At 66.1% G+C, this 20,310-nt stretch carries 21 protein-coding genes; 13 read left to right on the forward strand and 8 right to left on the reverse strand.

What is annotated here, in order from left to right:
• Positions 1 to 56: 56 nt before the first annotated feature.
• The 3 genes from PJ259_RS19810 (at position 57) to glsB (ending at position 3,234) form a co-directional block, all read left to right on the forward strand.
• Entirely contained in the window at positions 57 to 752 is a 696-nt protein-coding gene (locus PJ259_RS19810; RefSeq protein WP_423815123.1) for a response regulator, read from the forward strand.
• A 175-nt stretch (positions 753 to 927) separates the two neighbouring features.
• A complete protein-coding gene (locus PJ259_RS19815) occupies positions 928 to 2,244 on the forward strand; it encodes an ATP-binding protein (RefSeq protein WP_271653912.1) in 1,317 nt (438 codons plus the stop codon).
• Positions 2,245 to 2,319: 75 nt separating this feature from the next.
• Positions 2,320 to 3,234 carry a glutaminase B gene (gene glsB, locus PJ259_RS19820; RefSeq protein WP_217265993.1) on the forward strand — a complete coding sequence of 305 codons (915 nt, stop codon included), beginning with the start codon at positions 2,320 to 2,322 and terminating at the stop codon, positions 3,232 to 3,234.
• A 5-nt stretch (positions 3,235 to 3,239) separates the two neighbouring features.
• Here the strand turns inward: glsB and PJ259_RS19825 are convergent, their stop codons facing one another.
• From PJ259_RS19825 to PJ259_RS19835, 3 genes are all read right to left on the reverse strand, one after another.
• Positions 3,240 to 4,124: a hypothetical protein gene (locus PJ259_RS19825; RefSeq protein ID WP_271653913.1), complete on the reverse strand. Its 885-nt coding sequence runs from the start codon at positions 4,122 to 4,124 to the stop codon at positions 3,240 to 3,242.
• 85 nt (positions 4,125 to 4,209) lie between these two features.
• Positions 4,210 to 5,649, reverse strand: coding sequence for a cardiolipin synthase (gene cls, locus PJ259_RS19830; protein WP_271653914.1), 1,440 nt, complete (start codon positions 5,647 to 5,649; stop codon positions 4,210 to 4,212).
• 28 nt (positions 5,650 to 5,677) lie between these two features.
• Positions 5,678 to 6,808 carry a methyltransferase gene (locus tag PJ259_RS19835; protein ID WP_271653915.1) on the reverse strand — a complete coding sequence of 377 codons (1,131 nt, stop codon included), beginning with the start codon at positions 6,806 to 6,808 and terminating at the stop codon, positions 5,678 to 5,680.
• 261 nt (positions 6,809 to 7,069) lie between these two features.
• Here PJ259_RS19835 and PJ259_RS19840 point away from each other — a divergent pair, with 261 nt between their 5' ends.
• Positions 7,070 to 7,846: a ferredoxin--NADP reductase gene (locus PJ259_RS19840; protein WP_059313605.1), complete on the forward strand. Its 777-nt coding sequence runs from the start codon at positions 7,070 to 7,072 to the stop codon at positions 7,844 to 7,846.
• A gap of 233 nt (positions 7,847 to 8,079) precedes the next feature.
• A complete protein-coding gene (locus PJ259_RS19845) occupies positions 8,080 to 9,633 on the forward strand; it encodes a TerC family protein (protein ID WP_059313606.1) in 1,554 nt (517 codons plus the stop codon).
• A 22-nt stretch (positions 9,634 to 9,655) separates the two neighbouring features.
• Here the strand turns inward: PJ259_RS19845 and mscL are convergent, their stop codons facing one another.
• Positions 9,656 to 10,105 (reverse strand): large-conductance mechanosensitive channel protein MscL, encoded by a 450-nt coding sequence (mscL, locus tag PJ259_RS19850; RefSeq protein ID WP_059313607.1) that lies wholly within the window; start codon positions 10,103 to 10,105, stop codon positions 9,656 to 9,658.
• Positions 10,106 to 10,330: 225 nt separating this feature from the next.
• On the opposite strand from mscL, the gene PJ259_RS19855 reads away from it, so the two are divergent.
• The 5 genes from PJ259_RS19855 (at position 10,331) to PJ259_RS19875 (ending at position 13,565) form a co-directional block, all read left to right on the forward strand.
• A complete protein-coding gene (locus PJ259_RS19855; protein ID WP_059313608.1) occupies positions 10,331 to 10,570 on the forward strand; it encodes a YdcH family protein in 240 nt (79 codons plus the stop codon).
• Positions 10,571 to 10,665: 95 nt separating this feature from the next.
• Positions 10,666 to 10,875 (forward strand): hypothetical protein, encoded by a 210-nt coding sequence (locus tag PJ259_RS19860; protein ID WP_271653916.1) that lies wholly within the window; start codon positions 10,666 to 10,668, stop codon positions 10,873 to 10,875.
• Between the two features lie 144 nt (positions 10,876 to 11,019).
• Entirely contained in the window at positions 11,020 to 11,289 is a 270-nt protein-coding gene (locus tag PJ259_RS19865; RefSeq protein WP_271653917.1) for a hypothetical protein, read from the forward strand.
• A gap of 117 nt (positions 11,290 to 11,406) precedes the next feature.
• Positions 11,407 to 12,768, forward strand: a complete 1,362-nt coding sequence (gene radA / locus PJ259_RS19870; RefSeq protein ID WP_017639095.1) for a DNA repair protein RadA — start codon at positions 11,407 to 11,409, stop codon at positions 12,766 to 12,768.
• An 86-nt stretch (positions 12,769 to 12,854) separates the two neighbouring features.
• Positions 12,855 to 13,565, forward strand: coding sequence for a copper resistance protein B (locus tag PJ259_RS19875; RefSeq protein ID WP_271653918.1), 711 nt, complete (start codon positions 12,855 to 12,857; stop codon positions 13,563 to 13,565).
• Positions 13,566 to 13,762: 197 nt separating this feature from the next.
• Here PJ259_RS19875 and PJ259_RS19880 read toward each other — a convergent pair whose 3' ends face one another.
• The 3 genes from PJ259_RS19880 to PJ259_RS19890 all read right to left on the reverse strand — a co-directional run bounded on the left by PJ259_RS19880 (position 13,763) and on the right by PJ259_RS19890 (position 16,282).
• Positions 13,763 to 14,128 carry a PilZ domain-containing protein gene (locus PJ259_RS19880; RefSeq protein WP_271653919.1) on the reverse strand — a complete coding sequence of 122 codons (366 nt, stop codon included), beginning with the start codon at positions 14,126 to 14,128 and terminating at the stop codon, positions 13,763 to 13,765.
• A 145-nt stretch (positions 14,129 to 14,273) separates the two neighbouring features.
• The gene (locus PJ259_RS19885; RefSeq protein ID WP_059313613.1) at positions 14,274 to 14,912 is read right to left on the reverse strand and encodes a response regulator; all 639 of its coding nucleotides are present in this window, start codon (positions 14,910 to 14,912) and stop codon (positions 14,274 to 14,276) included.
• On the reverse strand, positions 14,909 to 16,282 hold the full coding sequence (locus PJ259_RS19890) for a cache domain-containing protein (protein ID WP_271653920.1): 1,374 nt from the start codon (positions 16,280 to 16,282) through the stop codon (positions 14,909 to 14,911). Before PJ259_RS19890 ends, PJ259_RS19885 begins: the two co-directional genes overlap by 4 nt.
• Before the next feature lie 166 nt (positions 16,283 to 16,448).
• On the opposite strand from PJ259_RS19890, the gene PJ259_RS19895 reads away from it, so the two are divergent.
• The 3 genes from PJ259_RS19895 to yjiA are packed head-to-tail and all read left to right on the forward strand — an operon-like array spanning position 16,449 to position 19,772.
• Positions 16,449 to 18,506: a carbon starvation CstA family protein gene (locus PJ259_RS19895; RefSeq protein ID WP_059313615.1), complete on the forward strand. Its 2,058-nt coding sequence runs from the start codon at positions 16,449 to 16,451 to the stop codon at positions 18,504 to 18,506.
• A gap of 12 nt (positions 18,507 to 18,518) precedes the next feature.
• Positions 18,519 to 18,722: a YbdD/YjiX family protein gene (locus PJ259_RS19900; protein WP_007162682.1), complete on the forward strand. Its 204-nt coding sequence runs from the start codon at positions 18,519 to 18,521 to the stop codon at positions 18,720 to 18,722.
• Between the two features lie 57 nt (positions 18,723 to 18,779).
• Positions 18,780 to 19,772, forward strand: coding sequence for a GTPase (yjiA, locus tag PJ259_RS19905; RefSeq protein WP_059313616.1), 993 nt, complete (start codon positions 18,780 to 18,782; stop codon positions 19,770 to 19,772).
• A gap of 3 nt (positions 19,773 to 19,775) precedes the next feature.
• On the opposite strand, the gene PJ259_RS19910 is transcribed toward yjiA, so the two are convergent.
• Positions 19,776 to 20,234 carry a DciA family protein gene (locus PJ259_RS19910; protein WP_271653921.1) on the reverse strand — a complete coding sequence of 153 codons (459 nt, stop codon included), beginning with the start codon at positions 20,232 to 20,234 and terminating at the stop codon, positions 19,776 to 19,778.
• Positions 20,235 to 20,310: the final 76 nt, after the last annotated feature.

Raw genomic sequence — 20,310 nt, forward strand, 5'->3', positions numbered from 1 at the left:
CGCCGGCCGGCCCGCTGCTCGGCTATGCTCGGGCTTTCCCCGCGTGAAGACCTGCCGTGATCCCCTTGCTTATCGTCGAAGACGACGCCGCCCTGGCCGAGCTCATCGCCACCTATCTGGGCCGCCAGGGCTATGCCGTGACCGTCATCGGTCGCGGCGACGAGGCCCTGGCCGCGGTGCGGCGGCTGCGCCCGCAACTGGTGGTGCTCGACGTCATGCTGCCCGGGCTGGACGGCCTGCAGGTCTGCCGTCAGCTGCGCGCCGCCCAGCCCGGTCTGCCGATCCTAATGCTCACCGCCCTGGACGACAGCCACGATCAGGTGCTGGGGCTGGAGATCGGCGCCGACGACTACGTCAGCAAGCCCTGCGAACCGCGAGTGCTGCTGGCGCGCATCCGCACCCTGCTGCGCCGCTGCCAGCTGGGTGACACGTCCCAGGACGACGGCCTGGTCATTGGCCAACTGCGGTTGCTGCCAGGCGAACGCCAGGTCTGGTGGCGGGACCAGCTGGTGGAGCTGTCGTCCACCGAATTCAACCTGCTGGCGATCCTCATGGACCATGCTGGCGAGGTGCTCAGCCGTGACCAGCTGATCCAGCAGCTGCGCGGCATCGAATTCAACGGTGTCGACCGCTCGGTGGACGTGGCCATCTCCAAGTTGCGCCGCCGCTTCGAGGAACATCCCGGCGAAGCCCGGCGGATCAAGACCGTCTGGGGTAAGGGCTATCTCCTCAGCCGCGCCGAGTGGGATTAGCGTGGTGTCTCGAACGTCAACTGCACGATGTTGGCGGCACTTCTTGTTTCAGGGCGTCGTTGCCACTTCTTGCCATTGCCCTGCTATGGCGAGGAGTGGCGCCTGGCCCATCCGGAGCGCCGAACCGAGCGAAACCACTCGCCAATTCTTGCGAATTTCTGAGGCGCCACACTAGATGTTCAAGATCCTCGTCCGGCTCTACCTCATCCTGCTGGTGACCTACGGTGCCGCCAGCTACCTGGTGCCCGAGGCCCTGCTCAAGGTGTTCGACGAGCGTTACAGCCGCTACACCCTGGAGCAGCTGCACGGTCCGCTCAGCCTGTTACAGCGCGCCTTCGCCACCACGCCGGTGGAACGCTGGCCGGCGTTGCGAGACGAACTGGCCACGGAGCTGGCGCCCATCAGCCTGCGCCTGGTCGCACCTGATGATCCGGCCCTCACCCTGGAGGAGCGCACGGCCCTGGCCGCTGGCGAGCGGCGGGTGCGGCTGGGTGACTATGGCGAACCCAGCGCGGCCCTGGTCCCACTGCCGGGCGAACGCCTGCTGTGGATCGGCATTCCCGAGGCGCCCACCGACATCGCCCTGACCTATTGGGCGATGAACGCCCTGATCGGCGCCGCCTTGCTGATCTGTCTCTATGTCTGGCTGCGCCCGCACTGGCGCGACCTGGAACGGCTGCGGCGTACCGCGGCACGGCTGGGCAAGGGCCATCTCGGCGAGCGTACGGCCATCTCGCCACGCTCGGACATCGGCGAGCTGGCGCGGGCCTTCGATGACATGGCTCAGGAGCTGGAGGCGCTGATCGTCCAGCAGCGCGACCTGCTCAACGCCGTCTCCCACGAATTGCGCACGCCCTTATCGCGTCTGGAATTCGGCCTGGCGCTGCTGCAGGCCGATCCGCTGCCGGCCGAGACCCAGCGGCAGCTGGAGCAACTGGTCCGCCACGTCCGCGAACTGGATGCCCTGGTCGACGAACTGCTGTCCTTCGCCCGGCTGCAGAGCAGCCAGCAGCCCCCCGAGCGCCTGAGCCTGGACCTGAGCGCCTTTCTCGACAGCGTGCTGGCCGACTTCACCGAAGAACAGGAACGCCGCGGCGTCGAGGTGCACCTGGAATTCGCCGCCGCCCCGGCCCGCGCCGAACTGGCACCGCGCCTCACGGCGCGCGCCCTGCAGAATCTGCTGGGCAATGCCTTGCGCTATTGCCAGCGCGAGGTCTGGGTGACGGTTCGCGGTGAGGGCCATGAGCTGCTGATCGCGGTCGAGGACGACGGTGAAGGTATTCCGGCAAGCGATCGCGAGCGGGTCTTCGAGCCCTTCTACCGGCTGGATCGCAGTCGTGATCGCGCCACCGGCGGCTTCGGCCTGGGCCTGGCCATCAGCCGTCGCGCGGTGGAAAATCAAGGCGGTCGCCTGGACCTGGCCGTTGGCACGCGGGGCGGTGCCCGCTTCGAGATCCGTCTGCCACTGCCGCCGTGCGCAGGACTCGCCTGAGGGCGCCGCGGCCCCTACACTGGCGCCCCCGTCCGCTTCGGAATCGCTATGCCAGAGCCCTTCGATCGCCATCAGCTGCAGCCTCTGCTCGACCGCATCGCCGCCGCCGCGCCGCACCATTTCGGCGAAGGCAAGGTGGCCGACTACATCCCGGCCCTGGCCGAGGTGGAGCCGGATCACTTCGGCATCGCCGTCTGCGATGTCAACGGCCAGGTCTGGCGTGCCGGAGCGGCTGACACGGCCTTTTCCATCCAGTCCATCTCCAAGGTGCTCAACCTGGTGATCGCCATGCAGCGCCTGGACGAGCCGGACATCTGGACCCGCGTCGGCCGCGAACCCTCCGGCCATGCCTTCAACTCCATGGCCCAGCTGGAAGAAGAGAAGGGCGTGCCGCGCAATCCCTTCATCAATGCCGGTGCCGTGCTGGTCTGCGAACTGCTGGTGTCCCGCATCATGTCGATCCACTGGATGATGCGCGAACAGGCGCGGCGCCTGGCCGGCAATCCGGCGATCAACTTCGACGACCGGGTAGCCCGTTCGGAGATGGACCACAAGGCGCGCAACGCCGCCCTGGCCTATCTGATGAAGGCCTACGGCAACCTCACCAGCGAGGTGGACGACGTCCTCGACGTCTATTTCCACGGCTGCGCCCTGGCCATGAGCTGCGTCGACGTAGCCCGCGCCTTTGCCTTTCTCGCCAACGGTGGGGTCAACCCCCAGGACGGCCAGCCGGTGGTGACACCCCAGCAGACTCGCCAGCTCAATGCCCTGCTGCTGACCTGCGGCCTCTACGACGCCGCAGGCGACTTCGCCTGGCGCGTCGGCCTGCCGGGCAAGAGCGGGGTAGGGGGCGGCATCGTCGCCATCGTGCCGGGGCAGATGAGCATCTGCGTCTGGTCCCCGCGGCTGGACAGCTACGGCAACTCGGTGGCCGGCCTGCGTGCGCTCGAAAGCCTGGTGGAAGGCCTGGGGGTCGCGCCGCTGGGCTGAGCGGCCTAGTAGGCCATGGACAGGCTGAGAGTCACCTGGGGCACCACGCTGTCTGTTTCCCCCTCCGGACCGCTCAGGTCGCGCAGGGCGCCGTCACGGTAGAGCGCCAGGGCCTCGGCGCGGGCGCTCCAGCGCGTCTCGCCCCAACGGAACGGCTGCTCCAAGGCCAGGCCGGTGCGGGCATAGAGCCGGTCGCCAGAATCCGGTCCGTAGAAGCCATTCCAGCCCACCCCCAGGGCGCTGGGGAAGCTCAGGCGCAGGCCACTGGCCGAGAGGTCCAGCCCGGGTTCAAGGCTGCCCTGGGTATAGAGACCGCTGTCACCCTGGGTGCGGGTGGTCACCGCCAGCCCCGGACGCCAAGCGCCCAGGCCCGACTCGGCCTGGTAGGCCAGGGTCAGGCTGGCCTCCTGGGTAGTGGCGGCGACATCGTTGGGGCTGCTCTTGACCGTATAGACGAAGCCGACCCTTAGACCTTCCGCCGGCGACACCACTAGGCCGAGCAGGTTGTTGCTCTCGTACCAGCGTCTCGGGCTGACCCGCTCGTCAGCCGATGGGGTGTGAAAGCCGTTGCTGCTGCTGAACACCAACCAGGCATCGGCTACGCCATCGGCACCCTGGTGCAGATCCAGGGCGAAGCCGGCCTGAACATGCAGGGGGATGCGGTCGAGACTGGCCGCATCGTCGTCATAGTTGCCGCGGGAGAAATCGCCATTGCGGGCATCCACGCCCAGTTGCGGGTGAAAGCGCCCGGAGGTCTCGCTAACCTCCACGCTGCTCAGCGCGGCGTCTTCGCTGTCGAGGGAGGGCACGCTACGCGGCGCGGCGGTGGCATCCAGGACCAGAAAGCCCGCCAGCAGACAGAAACAACGCAGGGGCGAGGGGGATGGCATGGCAGGCGACTCCGGGGACACGGGGCGCTCCGGGCGTGGCGCCATGGGGCATCGGACCGGACCGTCCCAGAGCGGGTTCCGGGGTCTACAGCACCGGCGAGAACACCCGCGCTACCCGCATGGCTACCCGCCGCCAGCGGCGCAGAGCCACGTTGTCCTCGGGCGTGAGTTCGCGAGAGCGGCTGAAGTCGTGCTCCAGCATCTTGCGCACCTCCCAGGCGAAGGGGACGTCCATCACCATCACCATGACCTCGAAGTTGAGGCGGAAGGACCGATTGTCCAGGTTCGCGCTACCCACCGCGGCGACGTCCTCGTCGATCAGCACCACCTTCTGGTGCAGGAAGCCAGGGCCGTAGCGAAACACCCGCACTCCCGCATGCACCGCCTCGAAGGCATAGAGGTAGGAGGCGGCATAGACCACCTTGTGATCCGGCCGCGAGGGCAGCAGGATGCGCACGTCCACTCCGCGCAGGGCGGCCAGGCGCAGGGCCGCCGACACGGCTTCGTCGGGGATGAAGTAGGGGGTGGTGATCCAGATGCGATGACGCGCCGAATGGATGGCCTCGACGAAGAACAGAGAGCAGGTCTCCTGGTCATCCGCCGGCCCGCTGGGCACCACCTGGCACAGCACCCCGCCTTCTTCGTAGCGTTCCGGCAGCAGCAGGGTGGGCAATCGGCGGGTCACCCAGTACCAGTCCTGGGCGAAGGTCTCCTGCAGGGTGGCCAGGGCGGGGCCACGCAGCTCCAGGTGGGTGTCGCGCCAGGGCGCCAGGGGTGGCTTGAGCCCCATGTATTCGTCGCCGACATTGAGGCCGCCGGTGAAGCCCACCTCGCCATCCACCACCACGATCTTGCGGTGGTTGCGGAAGTTGACCTGGAATCGGTTGATCAGTCCGCGGCGGTTGCTGAAGCCCTTTACCTCGCAGCCGGCTTCGCGCAGCGTTTCCACATAGGCTCGCGGCAAGGCATGGCTGCCGATGGCGTCGTAGAGCAGATAGACCTTGACCCCGGCGCGGGCACGGTCGAGCAGGGTGTTCTGCAAGGCCAGGCCGAGGGCATCGTCATGGATGATGAAGAACTGCACCAGCACCACCTTCTGCGCGCCGCGGATGGCACCGAGGATGGCGGCGAAGGTTTCCTCACCGTTGATCAGCAACCGCACCTGATTGTTGGCCACGCAGGGGGTGCCGGTGAGGGCGGTCATGGCCCGGAGCTTGCGATTGGCTGCGCTGCACTGCTGGGCGGCCATGGCCTCGGCGATCCAGGGCCGCCAGTCCAGTTCGGCGGCCTGGCGCGCCATCTCCTCGTCGGCCTGGCGCCGCGCCTTCACATAGCTGTCGAAGCGTCGCCGGCCAAACACCAGGTAGGGAATCAGGCTGAGGAAGGGCATGAACACCAGCGCCATGGCCCAGGCCATGGCGCCCTGGGCGGTGCGCACCGTGACGATGGCATGCACCGCCGCGCTGATGCCGATCAGTTCGAGGACCAGGGCGACGTAGTGGAGATCGAGGGGCAGGGAAGGCACGCGGGCAGCTCTCGCTCCTGGGTGGATGTCAGAGAGGTTGGACCGCCCTCAGCACCACGAATTTCGGCGTGGCCGCGATCTGTTCGACGCGCTTGAACAGTCGCTTGAGCTTGACGTGGTAACCCAGGTGGCGGTTGCCCACCAGCCAGAGTTCGCCCTGCTCGCTCAGCGCCGCCCGTGCCTGCTGGAACATGCGCCAGGCAAGGAAGTCGCCCACCACCTGCTGTTGGTGGAAGGGCGGATTGCACAGGATCAGGTCCAGCGAGCGCGGTGGCTGTTCGGCCAGCCCATCGGCGGCGAGGATGGCGGCTGGCCGCTCGGGGAAGGCCGCCGTCCAGTTCTCCCGTGCCGACTGCACCGCCATGTAGGACTCGTCCACCAGGGTGAACCGCGCCTCGGGATTGGCCAGGGCACAGGCCAGGGCCAGCACGCCGTTGCCGCAGCCCAGATCGGCCACCCGGGCCTGGCCCAGGCCCTGGGGCAGGTGCGGCAGGAAGGCGCGAGTGCCGATGTCCAGGCCTTCGCGGCAGAAGACATTGGCATGGTTGACCAGGGTCAGCGGTGGTGCGTCCAGCCGATAGCGACTGGGATAGGGCGAGGCCACCGCCGGCCGCGACTCGGGCGTGGCAGACAGCAGCCGTGCTTTCTTCACCGCCAGCGAAGCCTGCACCGGGCCGATATGCCGCTCCAGCAGGTCGCCGGCGGCGCGGGGCAGGTGCTTGAGCATGCCAGCGGCGATCACCCGCGCACCGGGCGCCAGCTGGCCGTGCAGGCGGATCAGTTGTTCCTCCAGCAACGCCAGGGTCTTGGGCACCCGCAGCAGCACCAAGTCGAAGGGACCGCTGGTCGCCTCGCTGGCCGGAACGAAGGTCACGGCATCGGCGGCGAGGCCGTTGCGCGCCAGATTCGCCGCCAGCGCCAGGGCCGCCAGGTGCGAATCGCCACTGGAGGTGACCCGGGCATGGGCGGCGAGGCTGGCGGCCAGGGCGCCGAAGCCGTCGTTGAGCACCAGCACCCGGGCGGCGGGGTCCAGGCCGTGCTCGGCGACCTGCTGCAGGAGGTACTCGTCGGCGGCGTCGAAGGCCTGCAGGGGATCGTCACGGCGCGGTGGCTGACGGTCGAGTTCGAGGGTGGCGAAGGGCGAGACGAGAGAAGGCATGGTTTCTGTCGGTGTTTATCGGCGGCCCAGTGCGGGACAATGGCGCAAAGATCCTTTTTACGATCTGCTGCGCGTCGGCCAAACGGCGTTGAAAATGGCCTGGGTCGCCAGCCCGGTCGGAATGCTCATTTACCACTCGTAAACGCGAGCACGAGACCGGTCCGCTTCCTCAGCCATTTTCGCGGGGCCGCCTAGGCCTTGTTTGGCGCTAGCTCGCGAGATCGTAAACAGGCTCTAAGCAATCGGGAAAAAGAGGCCAGTATGACCGCCACCGAAGACAAGTTCACCCGCGAGACGATCACCGCCGTCTGGCCCTGGAGCGACAACCTCTTCAGCCTGAGGACCACGCGTGACTCGCGCTATCGCTTTCGCGCCGGCCAATTCGCCCGGCTGGGCGTGCGCAAGGCCGATGGCGACATCGTCTGGCGCGCCTACTCCATGGTCTCGGCACCTCATGATGAATTCCTCGAATTCTTTTCCATCGTGGTGCCTGGCGGCGCCTTCACCAGCGAGCTGAGCCGCCTGCGCGAGGGCGACGAGCTGCTGGTGGAAAAGCAGCCCTATGGCTATCTCACCCTCGAGCGCTTCGGCGGCGGGCGCGATCTCTGGCTGCTGGCCACCGGTACCGGTCTCGCGCCCTTCCTGTCGATGCTGCAGGAGCCCGATACCTGGGAGCGCTTCGAGCGCATCGTGCTGGTCTACAGCGTGCGCGAGGCCCGCGACCTGGCCTACCAGGACGTCATCAACGGCTACGGCCAAGTGGAACACCTCGAAGGCCTTACCGACCGCCTGGTCTATGTGCCCGTGGTGACCCGCGAAGACCATCCGGGTGCGCTGCGTGGCCGCATCACCACCCTGATCGAGAACGGCGAGCTGGAGCGCGCCGCCGGCGTCACGCTGTCGCCCGAGCATTCGCGGATCCTCATCTGCGGCAATCCGGAGATGGTCGATGACACCCGCCAGCTGCTCAAGACCCGTGATCTGCAGCTGGCCCTGAGCCGCCGGCCCGGTCAGGTGGCCGTGGAAAACTACTGGTAATTGTGGGGCTACAGGGGCGTCTTTACGTTTTCTTCACAATTGGAAAAGGTTGGGCCTTTAGCTTTGGGCCCGCCTTGCTCTAGGATCGGAAATTCCAAGGCTACCTTTCGAGTTCCGATGAGCAGTGACAGATCCGAGCCGCCCCCGGCCCCCTGGCCGGGTGCGGCTGACACCCCCTCCCGCTTTCTTTCCTCCGTGGCCGTTCGGCCCGCTCATACGGAGGTCCGCTGCTGATGGAATGGATCGCCGATCCCACCGCCTGGTTGGGCCTGCTCACCCTGATCGTCCTGGAAATCGTCCTGGGCATCGACAACCTGGTCTTCATCGCCATCCTCGCCGACAAGCTGCCGCCCGCGCAGCGTGACAAGGCGCGGGTCATCGGCCTGTCACTGGCGCTGATCATGCGCCTGGGCCTGCTGGCCAGCATCTCCTGGATGGTGACCCTCACCGAACCGCTGTTCGAGGTGTTCGGCAAGGCCTTCTCCGGCCGCGACCTCATCATGCTGTTCGGCGGTATCTTCCTGTTGTTCAAGGCCACCACCGAGCTGCACGAGCGCATCGAGGGCCACACCCACAAGACCGGGGGTAATCGCGCCTATGCCGCCTTCTGGCCGGTCGTGGCGCAGATCGTGGTGCTCGACGCCGTGTTCTCGCTGGACGCCGTCATCACCGCCGTGGGCATGGTCGAACACCTGAGCGTGATGATGATCGCCGTGATCATCTCCATCGGCCTGATGCTGGTGGCGAGCAAGCCGCTGACCGCCTTCGTCAACGCCCACCCCACGGTGATCATGTTGTGCCTGGGCTTTTTGATGATGATCGGCCTGAGCCTGACCGCCGAGGGCCTGGGCTTCCACATTCCCAAGGGCTATCTCTACGCCGCCATCGGCTTCTCGATCCTCATCGAGATAGCCAACCAGGTGGTGCGCTGGAAGCGCAAGCGGCAGATGCACGAGCGTCTCGGCATGCGGGCGCGCACCTCCCAGGCTGTACTGCGCCTCCTGGGTGGTCGCCTGCGCGAAGACGAGGTGGATGAAGACATCGCCGAACTGCTGGATGGCGAGAAGGGGGAGAGTCCGGTCTTCGATCGGCGCGAGCGCCTGATGATCAGCGGCGTGCTGCAACTGGGCGAGCGTCCGGTGCGTGCGGTGATGACCGCTCGCGCCGACGTCGACATCCTCGATGCCGATGCCCCGCCGGAACGGCTGCACGAGCAGCTGCTGGCCTCGGCCCACTCGCGCCTGCCGCTGGTGGTCAACGGCAACATCGATGAACCCCTGGGCTACGTGCACAAGAAGGAGCTGTTCGCCGACATCCTCCAGGGCCAGTCGCCTGACCTGCGCGCCCGGGTGCGGATGCCTATCCATCTGCCGGCCCAGGCCACGGTGCTGGGCGCCCTGGAACAGCTACGCGCAGCATCCACCCACGTGGCCTTCGTAGTCAACGAGTTCGGTGGCTTCGAAGGTCTGCTGACCCTGACCGACATCCTCGAGGCCATCGCCGGCGAATTGCCGGACGCCAGCGAGGACAGCCTGCCGGAGCTGGAGAAGGTGGAGAACGGCTATCGCGCCAGCGGCGGCCTGAATCTGCATCCCCTGGCTCAGCGCACCGGTTTCCAGATCCCGGAAAACGAGGACTACCAGACCCTGGGGGGATTGGTGGTGGACCTGCTGGGGCGCTTGCCGATGGCAGGTGACCGTCTGGAGTACCAGGGCTGGCAGTTAACGGTGGAGTCGGTCAAGGATCGGCGGATCGGCTGGATCCGCCTGGAGCGACCCGCCTCCTAGCGAGGCGGGATCTGGCAAGGTTCTACTGCGGGGTGATCGGCGGTTCCTGCTTGACGACGGGAGCCGCGGGCGCCTGGCTGTTCTGCGCTTTCAGCAGATCACGGATCTCGGTCAGCAGCACCTGGTCCTTGGTAGGGCCCGAGGGGGCGGCGTCCTGATGCAGGCGCAGGCGATTGAGCACCTTGATCGCCATGAAGATGGCGAAGGCGATGATCACGAAGTCGAAGATGGTCTGCAGGAACTTGCCATAGGCGATCACCACCGCCGGCTGGTCGCCTATGGCCGCTCTCAGCGTGATCGCCAGCTGCGAGAAGTCCACGCCTCCCAGCAGCAGGCCCAGCGGCGGCGTGATGATATCGGCCACGAAGGACGACACGATCTTGCCGAAGGCCGCGCCCAGGATGATGCCGACCGCCAGGTCGACCACATTGCCTCGCATGGCGAACTTCTTGAACTCGGCGATGATACTCATGCTGTACTCCTTTGGATGGTTTCGAAGAGACGATAGCCGATTGTGATCGCTTCGCTCGGGTTTGGAACCTCAGGGACGGTCTTCAGGTTCCCCAGGCACGGCAAATCGCCCGGAAAGAGGCAACTGGTCGTGGCTGTCGCACTTTGTCGAAGGCCTCGGGTCCACCCTGTAAGACGATGGCTGCGGCCTTCGCGCTTCAAACCCACTGCGCCCAAGGAGCCTCTGATGGTTGCCAAACACGACCTGCACAAAGACTTTCCCGAGTACGCCGAACAGCTGGACAGTCGTCCGCAGTCCGATCCGGATTTCGCCAAGCTGCTGGAGGACTACCAGAAGCTCGATCAGCAGATCCTCGCTCTGGAAGAGGTGGAGGAATCCAGCGGCGACGAAGATCTGGGTCGCCTGCGTCGGGAACGTGTCCTGCTCAAGGACAAAATTGCCCAGCAGCTGAAATACCCGTCCTAGCCGGCCCGGGCTCTGCCTGCCGCGTCGAGCCGCGCTCGGCGCGATTGGCAAGGGCTGTCGACGTTGCCATCATGGCCTCCCTCAGGAGAGGGCCGATGACAGACGAAATGGCGATGTACCAACAATGGCACCTGTGGATCACCGAAGCGGCTGTGGAAGACCAACGCCGCCGGGTGCAACGGGAATTCGCTGAATACAGCCGACTGCTCGCCTGTCTGCAGCATCTCGAACAGGAGCGCTGGCAGCAGGCGTTGCCGGTCTGGCTCCGGGGTGATTCGGGCCTGATCTCGACGCTCAAACACTAGTGTCAGAGTCCTTTGTCGGAGAGCTGGATTACATTTTGCTGAACGACGAGCGGCGCTTGGCGGTCAATGGGATACCCCAAAGGAGTTTCGCGGGGTGAGCGAGGTTAATCCGGCCTACCTGGCCCTCTCAACGAGGATGTCTCCATGAAGCGTACCGCCCTGATCGCCCTGATGATGTTCGCCACCGCACCCGTGTTCGCCCAGGATCTCTGTGCGGTTCAGCTGCAGAAGCTGGACGACGCTAGCAAAATGAAGACCAATATGATCGGGCCGGGCAGTTCCCAGGCCAAACAGATCGCCGAATTCCGCAAGAACGCCATGGCCGCTCAAAAGGCCGGCGACGAGAAGACCTGCATCGCTCAGGCCAACCAGGCTCTGACTATGCTGCGTCAACCAGGTGGCGAGGGCAACTAGACCTCGAGGCCATAAATTCCAGAGGCGCGCTTCGCGAGAAGCGCGCCTTTTTACTGTCTATGCATCCAGTCGTGGTATGCTGGGAAACTCTTTCCTTCCCGACTGGAGCACTCCGCCATGGCCAAGGCCAAGCGTCTCTACGGCTGCACCGAGTGTGGCGCCACCTTTCCCAAGTGGGCGGGCCAGTGCGGCGAGTGCGGTGCCTGGAATACCCTGGTGGAAACCGTCGTCGAGACCTCCGCCGTGCCCTCCGGTCGCGCCGGCTGGGCTGGAGCCCAGGCGACCATCAAGACCCTGGCCGAGGTCAGCGTCGAGGAAACCCCGCGCTTCACCACCGACTCCACCGAACTCGACCGCGTATTGGGTGGCGGTCTGGTGGATGGCTCCGTGGTGCTGATCGGCGGCGATCCGGGCATCGGTAAATCCACCATCCTGCTGCAGACCCTCTGCCACCTGGCCGCGCGCATGCCGGCGCTCTATGTCACCGGCGAGGAATCCCAGCAGCAGGTGGCGATGCGCGCCCGGCGGCTGGGCCTGCCGGAAGACAAGCTCAAGGTCATGACCGAGACCTGCATCGAGACCATCGTCGCCACCGCGCGCCAGGAAAAGCCGCGGGTCATGGTGATCGATTCCATCCAGACCATCTTCACCGAGCAGCTGCAGTCCGCACCTGGCGGGGTGGCCCAGGTGCGCGAGAGCGCGGCGCTGCTGGTGCGCTTCGCCAAGCAGACCGGTACCGCCATCTTCCTGGTCGGCCACGTCACCAAGGAAGGCGCCCTGGCTGGCCCCCGGGTGCTGGAGCACATGGTCGACACCGTGCTCTATTTCGAGGGTGAGTCCGACGGGCGCCTGCGCATGCTGCGGGCGGTCAAGAATCGCTTTGGCGCGGTCAATGAGCTGGGCGTGTTCGGCATGACCGACAAGGGCCTCAAGGAGGTTTCCAACCCCTCGGCGATCTTTCTCAATCGCGCTCAGGAGGCCGTGGCCGGCAGCGTGGTCATGGCGACGTGGGAGGGTTCGCGGCCCATGCTGGTGGAGGTGCAGGCGCTGGTGGACACCAGTCACCTGGCCAATCCGCGGCGGGTCACCGTGGGCCTGGACCAGAATCGCCTGGCCATGCTGCTGGCCGTGCTGCACCGTCATGGCAGCATTCCTACCTACGACCAGGACGTCTTCATCAACGTGGTCGGCGGGGTCAAGGTACTGGAGACGGCGGTGGACCTGGCGCTGATGTCGGCGGTGATCTCCAGTCTGAGGGACCGCGCCCTGCCGCATGATCTGCTGGTGTTCGGCGAGATCGGCCTGTCCGGCGAGATCCGGCCGGTGCCCAGTGGCCAGGAGCGCCTCAAGGAGGCCGCCAAGCACGGTTTCAAGCGTGCCATCGTGCCCAAGGGCAATGCGCCCAAGGATCCGCCGCCCGGTCTGCAGGTGGTGGCAGTGACCCGGCTGGAGCAGGCGCTGGATGCGCTGTTCGAATAGCCTGGAGCGGCTTTTGTAATATTTTTTAAAACTCTGGGCGGGCGAGGGTGGTCTATCAGGCGCTTCCACGACCCTGGATACCCGCCATGCCTCGTCTGCTCTCCTTGTCCGTACTCATCGCCGGCCTTGTCTCCAGTGCCCTGGCCCAGGCTTCCGATCCCAATGGCACCGCCCCGGCCAGTCTGGAAGTGGATCAGCTCGAATGGCAGCACGCCGATGAAGGCAGCGTCTTCAACTGGGACCTGGAAGGCTGGGCCTTTGGCGGCGGCGCCAATCGCCTGGATTTCCGCAGCCAGGGCGAGCGTACCAATGGCCATACCGAGCAGGCCGAGGTGCAGGCGCTCTGGGGCCATGTCCTGACCCAGGGCTGGGGCACCGTCGCCGGTATCCGCCAGGATTTCAAACCGGGTTCGCCACAGACCTGGGCTGCCCTGGGTATCCAGGAGCACGATCCCGAGGATCTCGACGTCGAGATCACCGCCTTCATCGGCGAGAACAACCAGACGGCGTTGCGCCTGGAAGCCGAATACGACTGGGCGCTGACCCAGCGGCTCATCCTGCAGCCTCACACCGAACTCAACTTCTATGGCCGCAACGACGAGTCACGCGGCCAGGGCGCGGGCTTCGCCGAAAGCGAAGCCGGGCTGCGCCTGAGATACCAGGTGACGCCGGAAGTGGCGCCCTATGTCGGGGTGTCCTGGAATGCCACCCATGGCAACACTGCCGCCATGGCGCGGGAAGAGGGTGAAGACACCCACGATGCCCGGCTGGTGGTGGGTCTGCATCTGGAGTTCTAACAGTAAGGTCGAGAAGACGAACCTTCCCGCGGGTTGACGCTGAGCGCAGCGAAGCCCAACGCCGTCAACCTGGTGAAAAAGGCTGTGCCGTTTTCCACCGGCTTCACCGATCGCGGCCTTGGCGGTCCGCCGCTGCGGCCGCTCCTACAGGTCCAGCTACTCCGGTAGGAGCGGCCCATGGCCGCGATCAAATTGACCTACCGCTCCCCCAGCGCCGCCAACTCGCGCTCCAGCAGGGTCTCGTCACCAAGGTTCAGCTCCACCAGTCGGCGCAGGTGGCTGATGGAATCCAGGTCGATCTGCCGGCAGGCGAAGGCCAGTTGTTCCGGGGTTTCCCGCACCAGCTCCACATCCATGCTCACCTGGGTCTCGTCGTTGAGCAGGACGCGCAGCTGATAGTCCGCGCTCGACTGGGCGGACCAGTCGGCGGGTCGCGCCAGCAGCACGCCCTTGAGCGAGATGTCGTCCACGGGCGCTGCCCACTGGCGCTCACCCTGGTGCAACTGCGCGGGGGCATCGAAGGTGAAGCGGGTAAAGCGGCGACGCTCGTTGGTGTCGTTCATGGAAGGCTTCCTGAGGTTTCCTGATCACTGTAGACGACAGCCGTCGTCCCGTATCGACTTCTCCTGCGAGGGTAGCGGTCCCGGCCCGGCGGAGCCAGAACGAGACGGCTCATTGGTCGCCTGGGTGCGAGCAGCGGCCTTTTGGTCAAGCTTTGGAGGCGTCCTCGGGGCGCCAGCCGTACTCGCGCGCATGGCGAACCAGATCCGCCGGCTTCTGGATGTCCAGCTTGCGGCGGATGCTCAGGCGGTGGGTCTCCACCGTGCGCACGCTGAGGTTCAGTTGCTGGGCCATGGTCTTGTTGTTGAGCCCCTGGGCCATCAGCAGCAGCACCTGGCGCTCGCGCGGGGTGAGTTCGCCTTCGCTGGCGCCGCCTTCACCCAGGCGGGCGGCGATGGCGCTGCTGTAGAAGCGTCCGCCCACCGCCAGTGCCTCGACCGCGGCGATGATCTCTTCGGAAGGGGCATCCTTGAGTACGTAGCCGGCCGCGCCCACCCGCAGCGAGGTACTGACGTATTCACGATTGTCGTACATGCTCAGGATCAGCACCCGGGCGCGCGGCGCCCGCGCGGCGATCTGGGCGGTCAGCTCCAGGCCGTTGATGTCCTTGAGGCCGATGTCCACCAGCAGGATGTCGGGGTCGAGGCGCGCCAGCAGGTCGAGGGCCTCCGCGCCGCTGCCGGCTTCGCCGACCACGGTGAAGCGCTCGATGGTGCCCAGCAGCGCCCGCACCCCGGCGCGGACCAGGGCATGATCGTCGACCAGGACGATACGGATCGGCGTCATGTCGGGCTCTCCTCGTCGGCGGCAAGGTCCGAGCGTAGCAGAACCACGTCCAGGGTCGTGCCGCCGGGGCCGGACTGGATGGCGCAGCGGCCGCCGAAGAGCTCCACCCGTTCGCGGATGTTGCGCAGGCCGATGCCGCCGCTGAGGCGTTCCACCTGGCCGGTGTCGAAGCCGCGACCGTCGTCGTGCACAGTCAGGCAGATCCAGCGACCGCGCCGTTGCAGATCGATCACCACGTGCCGCGCCGCGGCGTGGCGTTCGATATTGGTCAAGGCCTCCTGGACGATGCGAAACAGGGCGACGTCCATGTCGCCGCCGGCGGGGCTGTCATCCAGGGTCTGCCGGTAATCCACCGCGAGGCCGCTGCGTTGACGAAATTCCTCCACCAACTGGCCGAGGGCGGCCGGCAGACCAAGGGTATCCAGCAGCGAGGGATGCAGGTCGTGGGAGATACGGCGGATCTCGCCGATGGCCGCGGCCAGGCGCTGGGTGCCCTCACGCAGGGTCTCACCGGCGCTGGGCTTGCTCGCGTCCAGTTCGCGGCTGGCCAGTTCGAACTGGAACTTGATGGACACCAGCAACTGGCTGATGCCGTCGTGCAGTTCCCGCGACAACCGCGAGCGCTCTTCCTCCTGGGAGGTGATGAGACGCTGGGTCAGCTGCTTGAGCTTGCGATCGGCCTCGCGATGCTCGCTGACGTTGAGCGTCAGGCCGCCGGCGAACACCAGCAATACCGCCACCAGCGCCACCGCGGCGCTGGCCAGCAGGGTGGTGCGGATACCGGCGGCCACATCGTGGCGCACCTGGGCGAGGGCCGCGTCGACGTCGTCCAGGTAGAGGCCGGTGCCCAGCACCCAGCCCCAGCGCTGCAGCTGGGTCACGTAGGCGAGTTTCGCCGCCATTTGGCCGGTGGAGGGCTTCTGCCAGCCGTAGCGCTGGAAGCCATCGCCCGTGCGGGCGCTTTTGAACAGCGCCTGGATCACCAGCAGACCGTTGCCGTCGGTGAGCTGCCAGAGGTCCTGACCGACCAACTCGGGCTGGCGCGGATGCATGAGATTGCGCCCGTGCTGGTCGTAGACGAAGAAGTAGCCGTCGCTGCCGAAATTCAGGCTGGCCAGCAGCGCCAGTACCTTGGCCTTGGTTTCCTCGTCGTCACGGCCGCTGCCGTACAACGGCTGGATGGCGCTGACGCCCATCTCCACATAGTTGCGCAGCTCGGTCTTCTTGCTGTTGAGGATGCTGTGTTCGAGCAGATGTGCCTGCTGCTCGCCCAGGCGCTGACTCTGTTCCAGCACCACCAGGCAGACCGCTGCCACTGCCAGCAGCAGGGGCAGGAGACCGAGGGCGACCATCTTGTATTTGAGCTGCATCGGGACCTGTCTGGGGCGGGTGTCTACGTAGAACTACGTAGCGGGCCTTGGGTAGTTCTGCGAATTTCGCTGTCGCGTCGCGCCGCCGATAGTAATATGGCTCCGCTGTGGGCTCTCACAATAACAAGTATCGTCGCGGCCACTGGCGCGCGGCAGGAGAACAAGCATGACCCGAATGGCCAGCCATCTAGCCTGGTTCGCCGTTGCTGTACTGGGCGCCTTCGCGCTGGGTACCGTGGCGCTGAGTCGAGGCGAAGCGATCAACGCCCTCTGGATCGTGGTCGCCGCCGTGGCGATCTACCTCGTTGCCTATCGTTACTACAGCCTGTTCATCGCCACCAAGGTGATGGGGCTCGATGCCAAGCGTGCCACGCCTGCCGTCCTCAACAACGACGGCCTGGACTACGTGCCCACCAACAAGCACATCCTCTTCGGCCACCACTTCGCCGCCATCGCCGGTGCCGGTCCGCTGGTCGGCCCGGTGCTCGCCGCCCAGATGGGCTACCTGCCCGGCACCCTCTGGCTGATCGCCGGGGTGGTCTTCGCCGGTGCGGTGCAGGACTTCGTGGTCCTGTTCCTCTCCACCCGCCGCAATGGCCGCTCCCTGGGCGACATGGTGCGCGAGGAGATGGGACGCATCCCCGGTACCATCGCGCTGTTCGGCTGCTTCCTGATCATGATCATCATCCTCGCGGTGCTGGCGCTGATCGTGGTCAAGGCCCTGGCCGAGAGCCCCTGGGGCATGTTCACGGTGATCGCCACCCTGCCGATCGCCATGTTCATGGGCGTCTACATGAGATACATCCGCCCCGGTCGCATCGGCGAGATCTCGCTGATCGGCGTGGTGCTGCTGCTGGCCTCCATCTGGGCCGGTGGCCTGGTCGCCGCCGATCCGGTCTGGGGCCCGGCCTTCACCTTCACCGGCATACAGATCACCTGGATGCTGATCGGCTACGGCTTCGTCGCCGCCGTGTTGCCGGTCTGGCTGGTACTGGCCCCGCGTGACTACCTGTCCACCTTCCTCAAGATCGGCACCATCATCGCCCTGGCCATCGGCATCCTGGTGACCATGCCGATGCTCAAGATGCCGGCCCTGACCCAGTTCGTCGACGGTACCGGCCCGGTGTGGAAGGGCACCCTGTTCCCCTTCCTGTTCATCACCATCGCCTGCGGCGCGGTATCCGGCTTCCATGCCCTGATCAGCTCGGGTACCACGCCCAAGCTGATCGCCAAGGAAACCCATGCCCGCTACATCGGCTACGGTGCCATGCTGATGGAGTCCTTCGTCGCCATCATGGCCATGGTCGCCGCCTCGGTGATCGAGCCGGGCGTCTACTTCGCCATGAACAGTCCGGCCGCCGTGGTCGGCGCCGACGTGGTGTCGGTGGCCGCCAAGATCAGCACCTGGGGCTTCGTGGTGACGCCTGAGATGCTGCAGGCCACCGCCACCGAGATCGGTGAGCACACCATCCTGGCCCGTGCCGGTGGTGCGCCGACCCTGGCGGTGGGCATCGCCCAGATCATGCACAACGTGCTGCCGGGCGAGAACACCATGGCCTTCTGGTACCACTTCGCGATCCTGTTCGAAGCGCTGTTCATCCTAACCGCGGTGGACGCCGGTACCCGTGCCGGGCGCTTCATGCTGCAGGATTTGCTGGGCAGTTTCGTGCCATCCCTGAAGCGGACCGACTCCTGGACTGCCAACGTCATCGGTACCGCCGGTTGCGTCGCCCTCTGGGGCTGGCTGCTGTACCAGGGCGTGGTCGATCCGCTGGGCGGCATCAACACCCTCTGGCCGCTGTTCGGTATCTCCAACCAGATGCTCGCCGGTATCGCCCTGATGCTGGGCTCCGTGGTCCTGATCAAGATGAAGCGCCAGCGCTATGTCTGGGTCACCCTGGTGCCAGCCGTCTGGCTGCTGATCTGCACCACCACCGCCAGCCTGATCAAGCTGTTCGATTCGAATCCGGCGGTCGGCTTCCTGGCCCTGGCCAAGAAGTACAGCACCGCCATGGACCAAGGCCAGGTGATCGCCCCAGCCAAGAGCATGGAGCAGATGCAGCACATCGTCTTCAACGCCTACACCAACGCCACCCTGTCGGTACTGTTCCTGGTGGTGGTGATGAGCATTCTGTTCTTTTCCATCAAGGTCGGTCGCGCCGCCCTGGCCAAGCCCGAGCGCAGCGATCGCGAAACCCCCTTCCAGCCGGTAGCGGGTTCCTAAAGGAGCACTCTCATGTTCAATGACCTGGGTCGCATGGGCAAATACCTCGGGCAGGCCGCCAAGATGCTGGTGGGCATGCCCGACTACGACACCTACGTCGAGCACATGCGTGGCAAGCATCCTGATCAGCCGGTGATGAGCTACGAAGCCTTCTTCCGCGAACGCCAGGAAGCGCGCTACGGTGGCGGCAAGTCCGGCGCCATCCGCTGCTGCTGACCATGGGTCACCCAAGGCCGGGCTCCATGCCCGGCCTCTTTCTGTCTGGAGTTTTCCATGCGTGAACCTATTCCCGTCACCGTCCTGACCGGCTTTCTCGGCGCCGGCAAGACCACCCTGCTCAAGCACATCCTGCAGGCCGAGCACGGTCTGAAGATCGCCGTGATCGAAAACGAATTCAGTGCCCTGGACGTCGATGGCGAACTGCTCGAAGACGCCGGCGCGGTACAACTGATGAAGGTGGCCAACGGCTGTGTCTGCTGCACCGGCAGCAAGGACCTGGCCTATGCCCTGACCGTGCTGCTGGAGCGGCTGGACAGCGGAGAGCTGGATTTCGAGCGTCTGGTGGTGGAGTGCACGGGCCTCGCCGATCCCGGTCCGGTGGCCCAGACCTTCTTCACCGACGACCTCTTGCGCGAACGCTATCTGCTCGACGGGGTACTCACCCTGGTGGACGCCGTCCATGCCAGCGAGCAACTGAGCGATCCGCTGTTGCAGGCGCAGATCGGGTTCGCCGATCGCCTGCTGCTGACCAAGCTCGACCTGGCCGAACCGGCCGCCGTCGAGGCGCTGGAGAACCGCCTGCAGCGCATCAACCGCCGCGCGCCGATCCGCCATGTCGATCATGGCCGGATCGAGTTGGCCGAGCTGCTGGATATCCGCGGCTTCAACCTGCACGACGAAGACCTGGCGCCGCCCACGCTGTTCCGGCCGCTGCGACCGGTGTCGGAAGCCGTCAGTCTCACCGAGCGCATCCAGTCCATCGCTATCCGTGAGGCGCGCCCCTACGACCAGGACAAGATCGGCAAGGTCATGGAGATGCTGCTCGACACCCTCGGCTGCGACCTGCTGCGCTACAAGGGGCTGCTGAACATCGCCGGCGAGGATCGCCGCCTGCTGTTCCAGGGCGTACAGCAGATCTATGCCGCCGACTGGGAGCGTGACTGGCTGGCGGACGAGGAGCGCGAGAGTCGCGTCGTGCTGATCGGCATGGATCTGCCGGAAGACCGCATCCGCGCGGCCTTCGACCGGGCGGTGGCCAAGGGGTAGGGCCTATTCCGCAGGCTGGCCGGTACGACTGGCCAGCCGCTCCAGGGCGGCCTTGAGCTTGGGATCACGGATCCCGGCCGCGACCTCGCGCAGGCTGTCGGCGCCCACCTGGCTGACCTGCCGCACGGGACGGGCCCGAGTGGCGACGCCAGGACTCGGCTGCATCTTGAACTGCAGACGCGTCAGTCCAGCGAACTCTGGCGCCTGTTGCAAAAGCCGGAGCAGGCGGCGCTGCTGATAGCGCAGTCGCGTCGCCCAGTGGGCGTCGTTGACCACCAGCAACAGGGTGCCCTCGCGCCAGCTGGCCACCCGACAGTGGGGGCGAGCGGCCGGTTGCAACTGCTCTTCCAGCAACTGTTGCAGACGCCCCAGTCGCTCGGCCTCGCGAAACAGCGCCTTGAGCGGTTTGGCCTGGCGCAGCAGGGCAGCGGGAGCGACGGCAGGAAGAGGGCGAAAGGCCATGCGCAGGACTCGCGATGGGCGAAGAGAGGACGCCGATGGTAACAGATCGCTCTGGCGTCCTGGCGGCTGGTGCCCC

Source organism: Pseudomonas sp. JBR1, assembly GCF_028198185.1.
GTDB classification, from domain to species: Bacteria; Pseudomonadota; Gammaproteobacteria; order Pseudomonadales; family Pseudomonadaceae; genus Chryseomonas; species Chryseomonas oryzihabitans_E.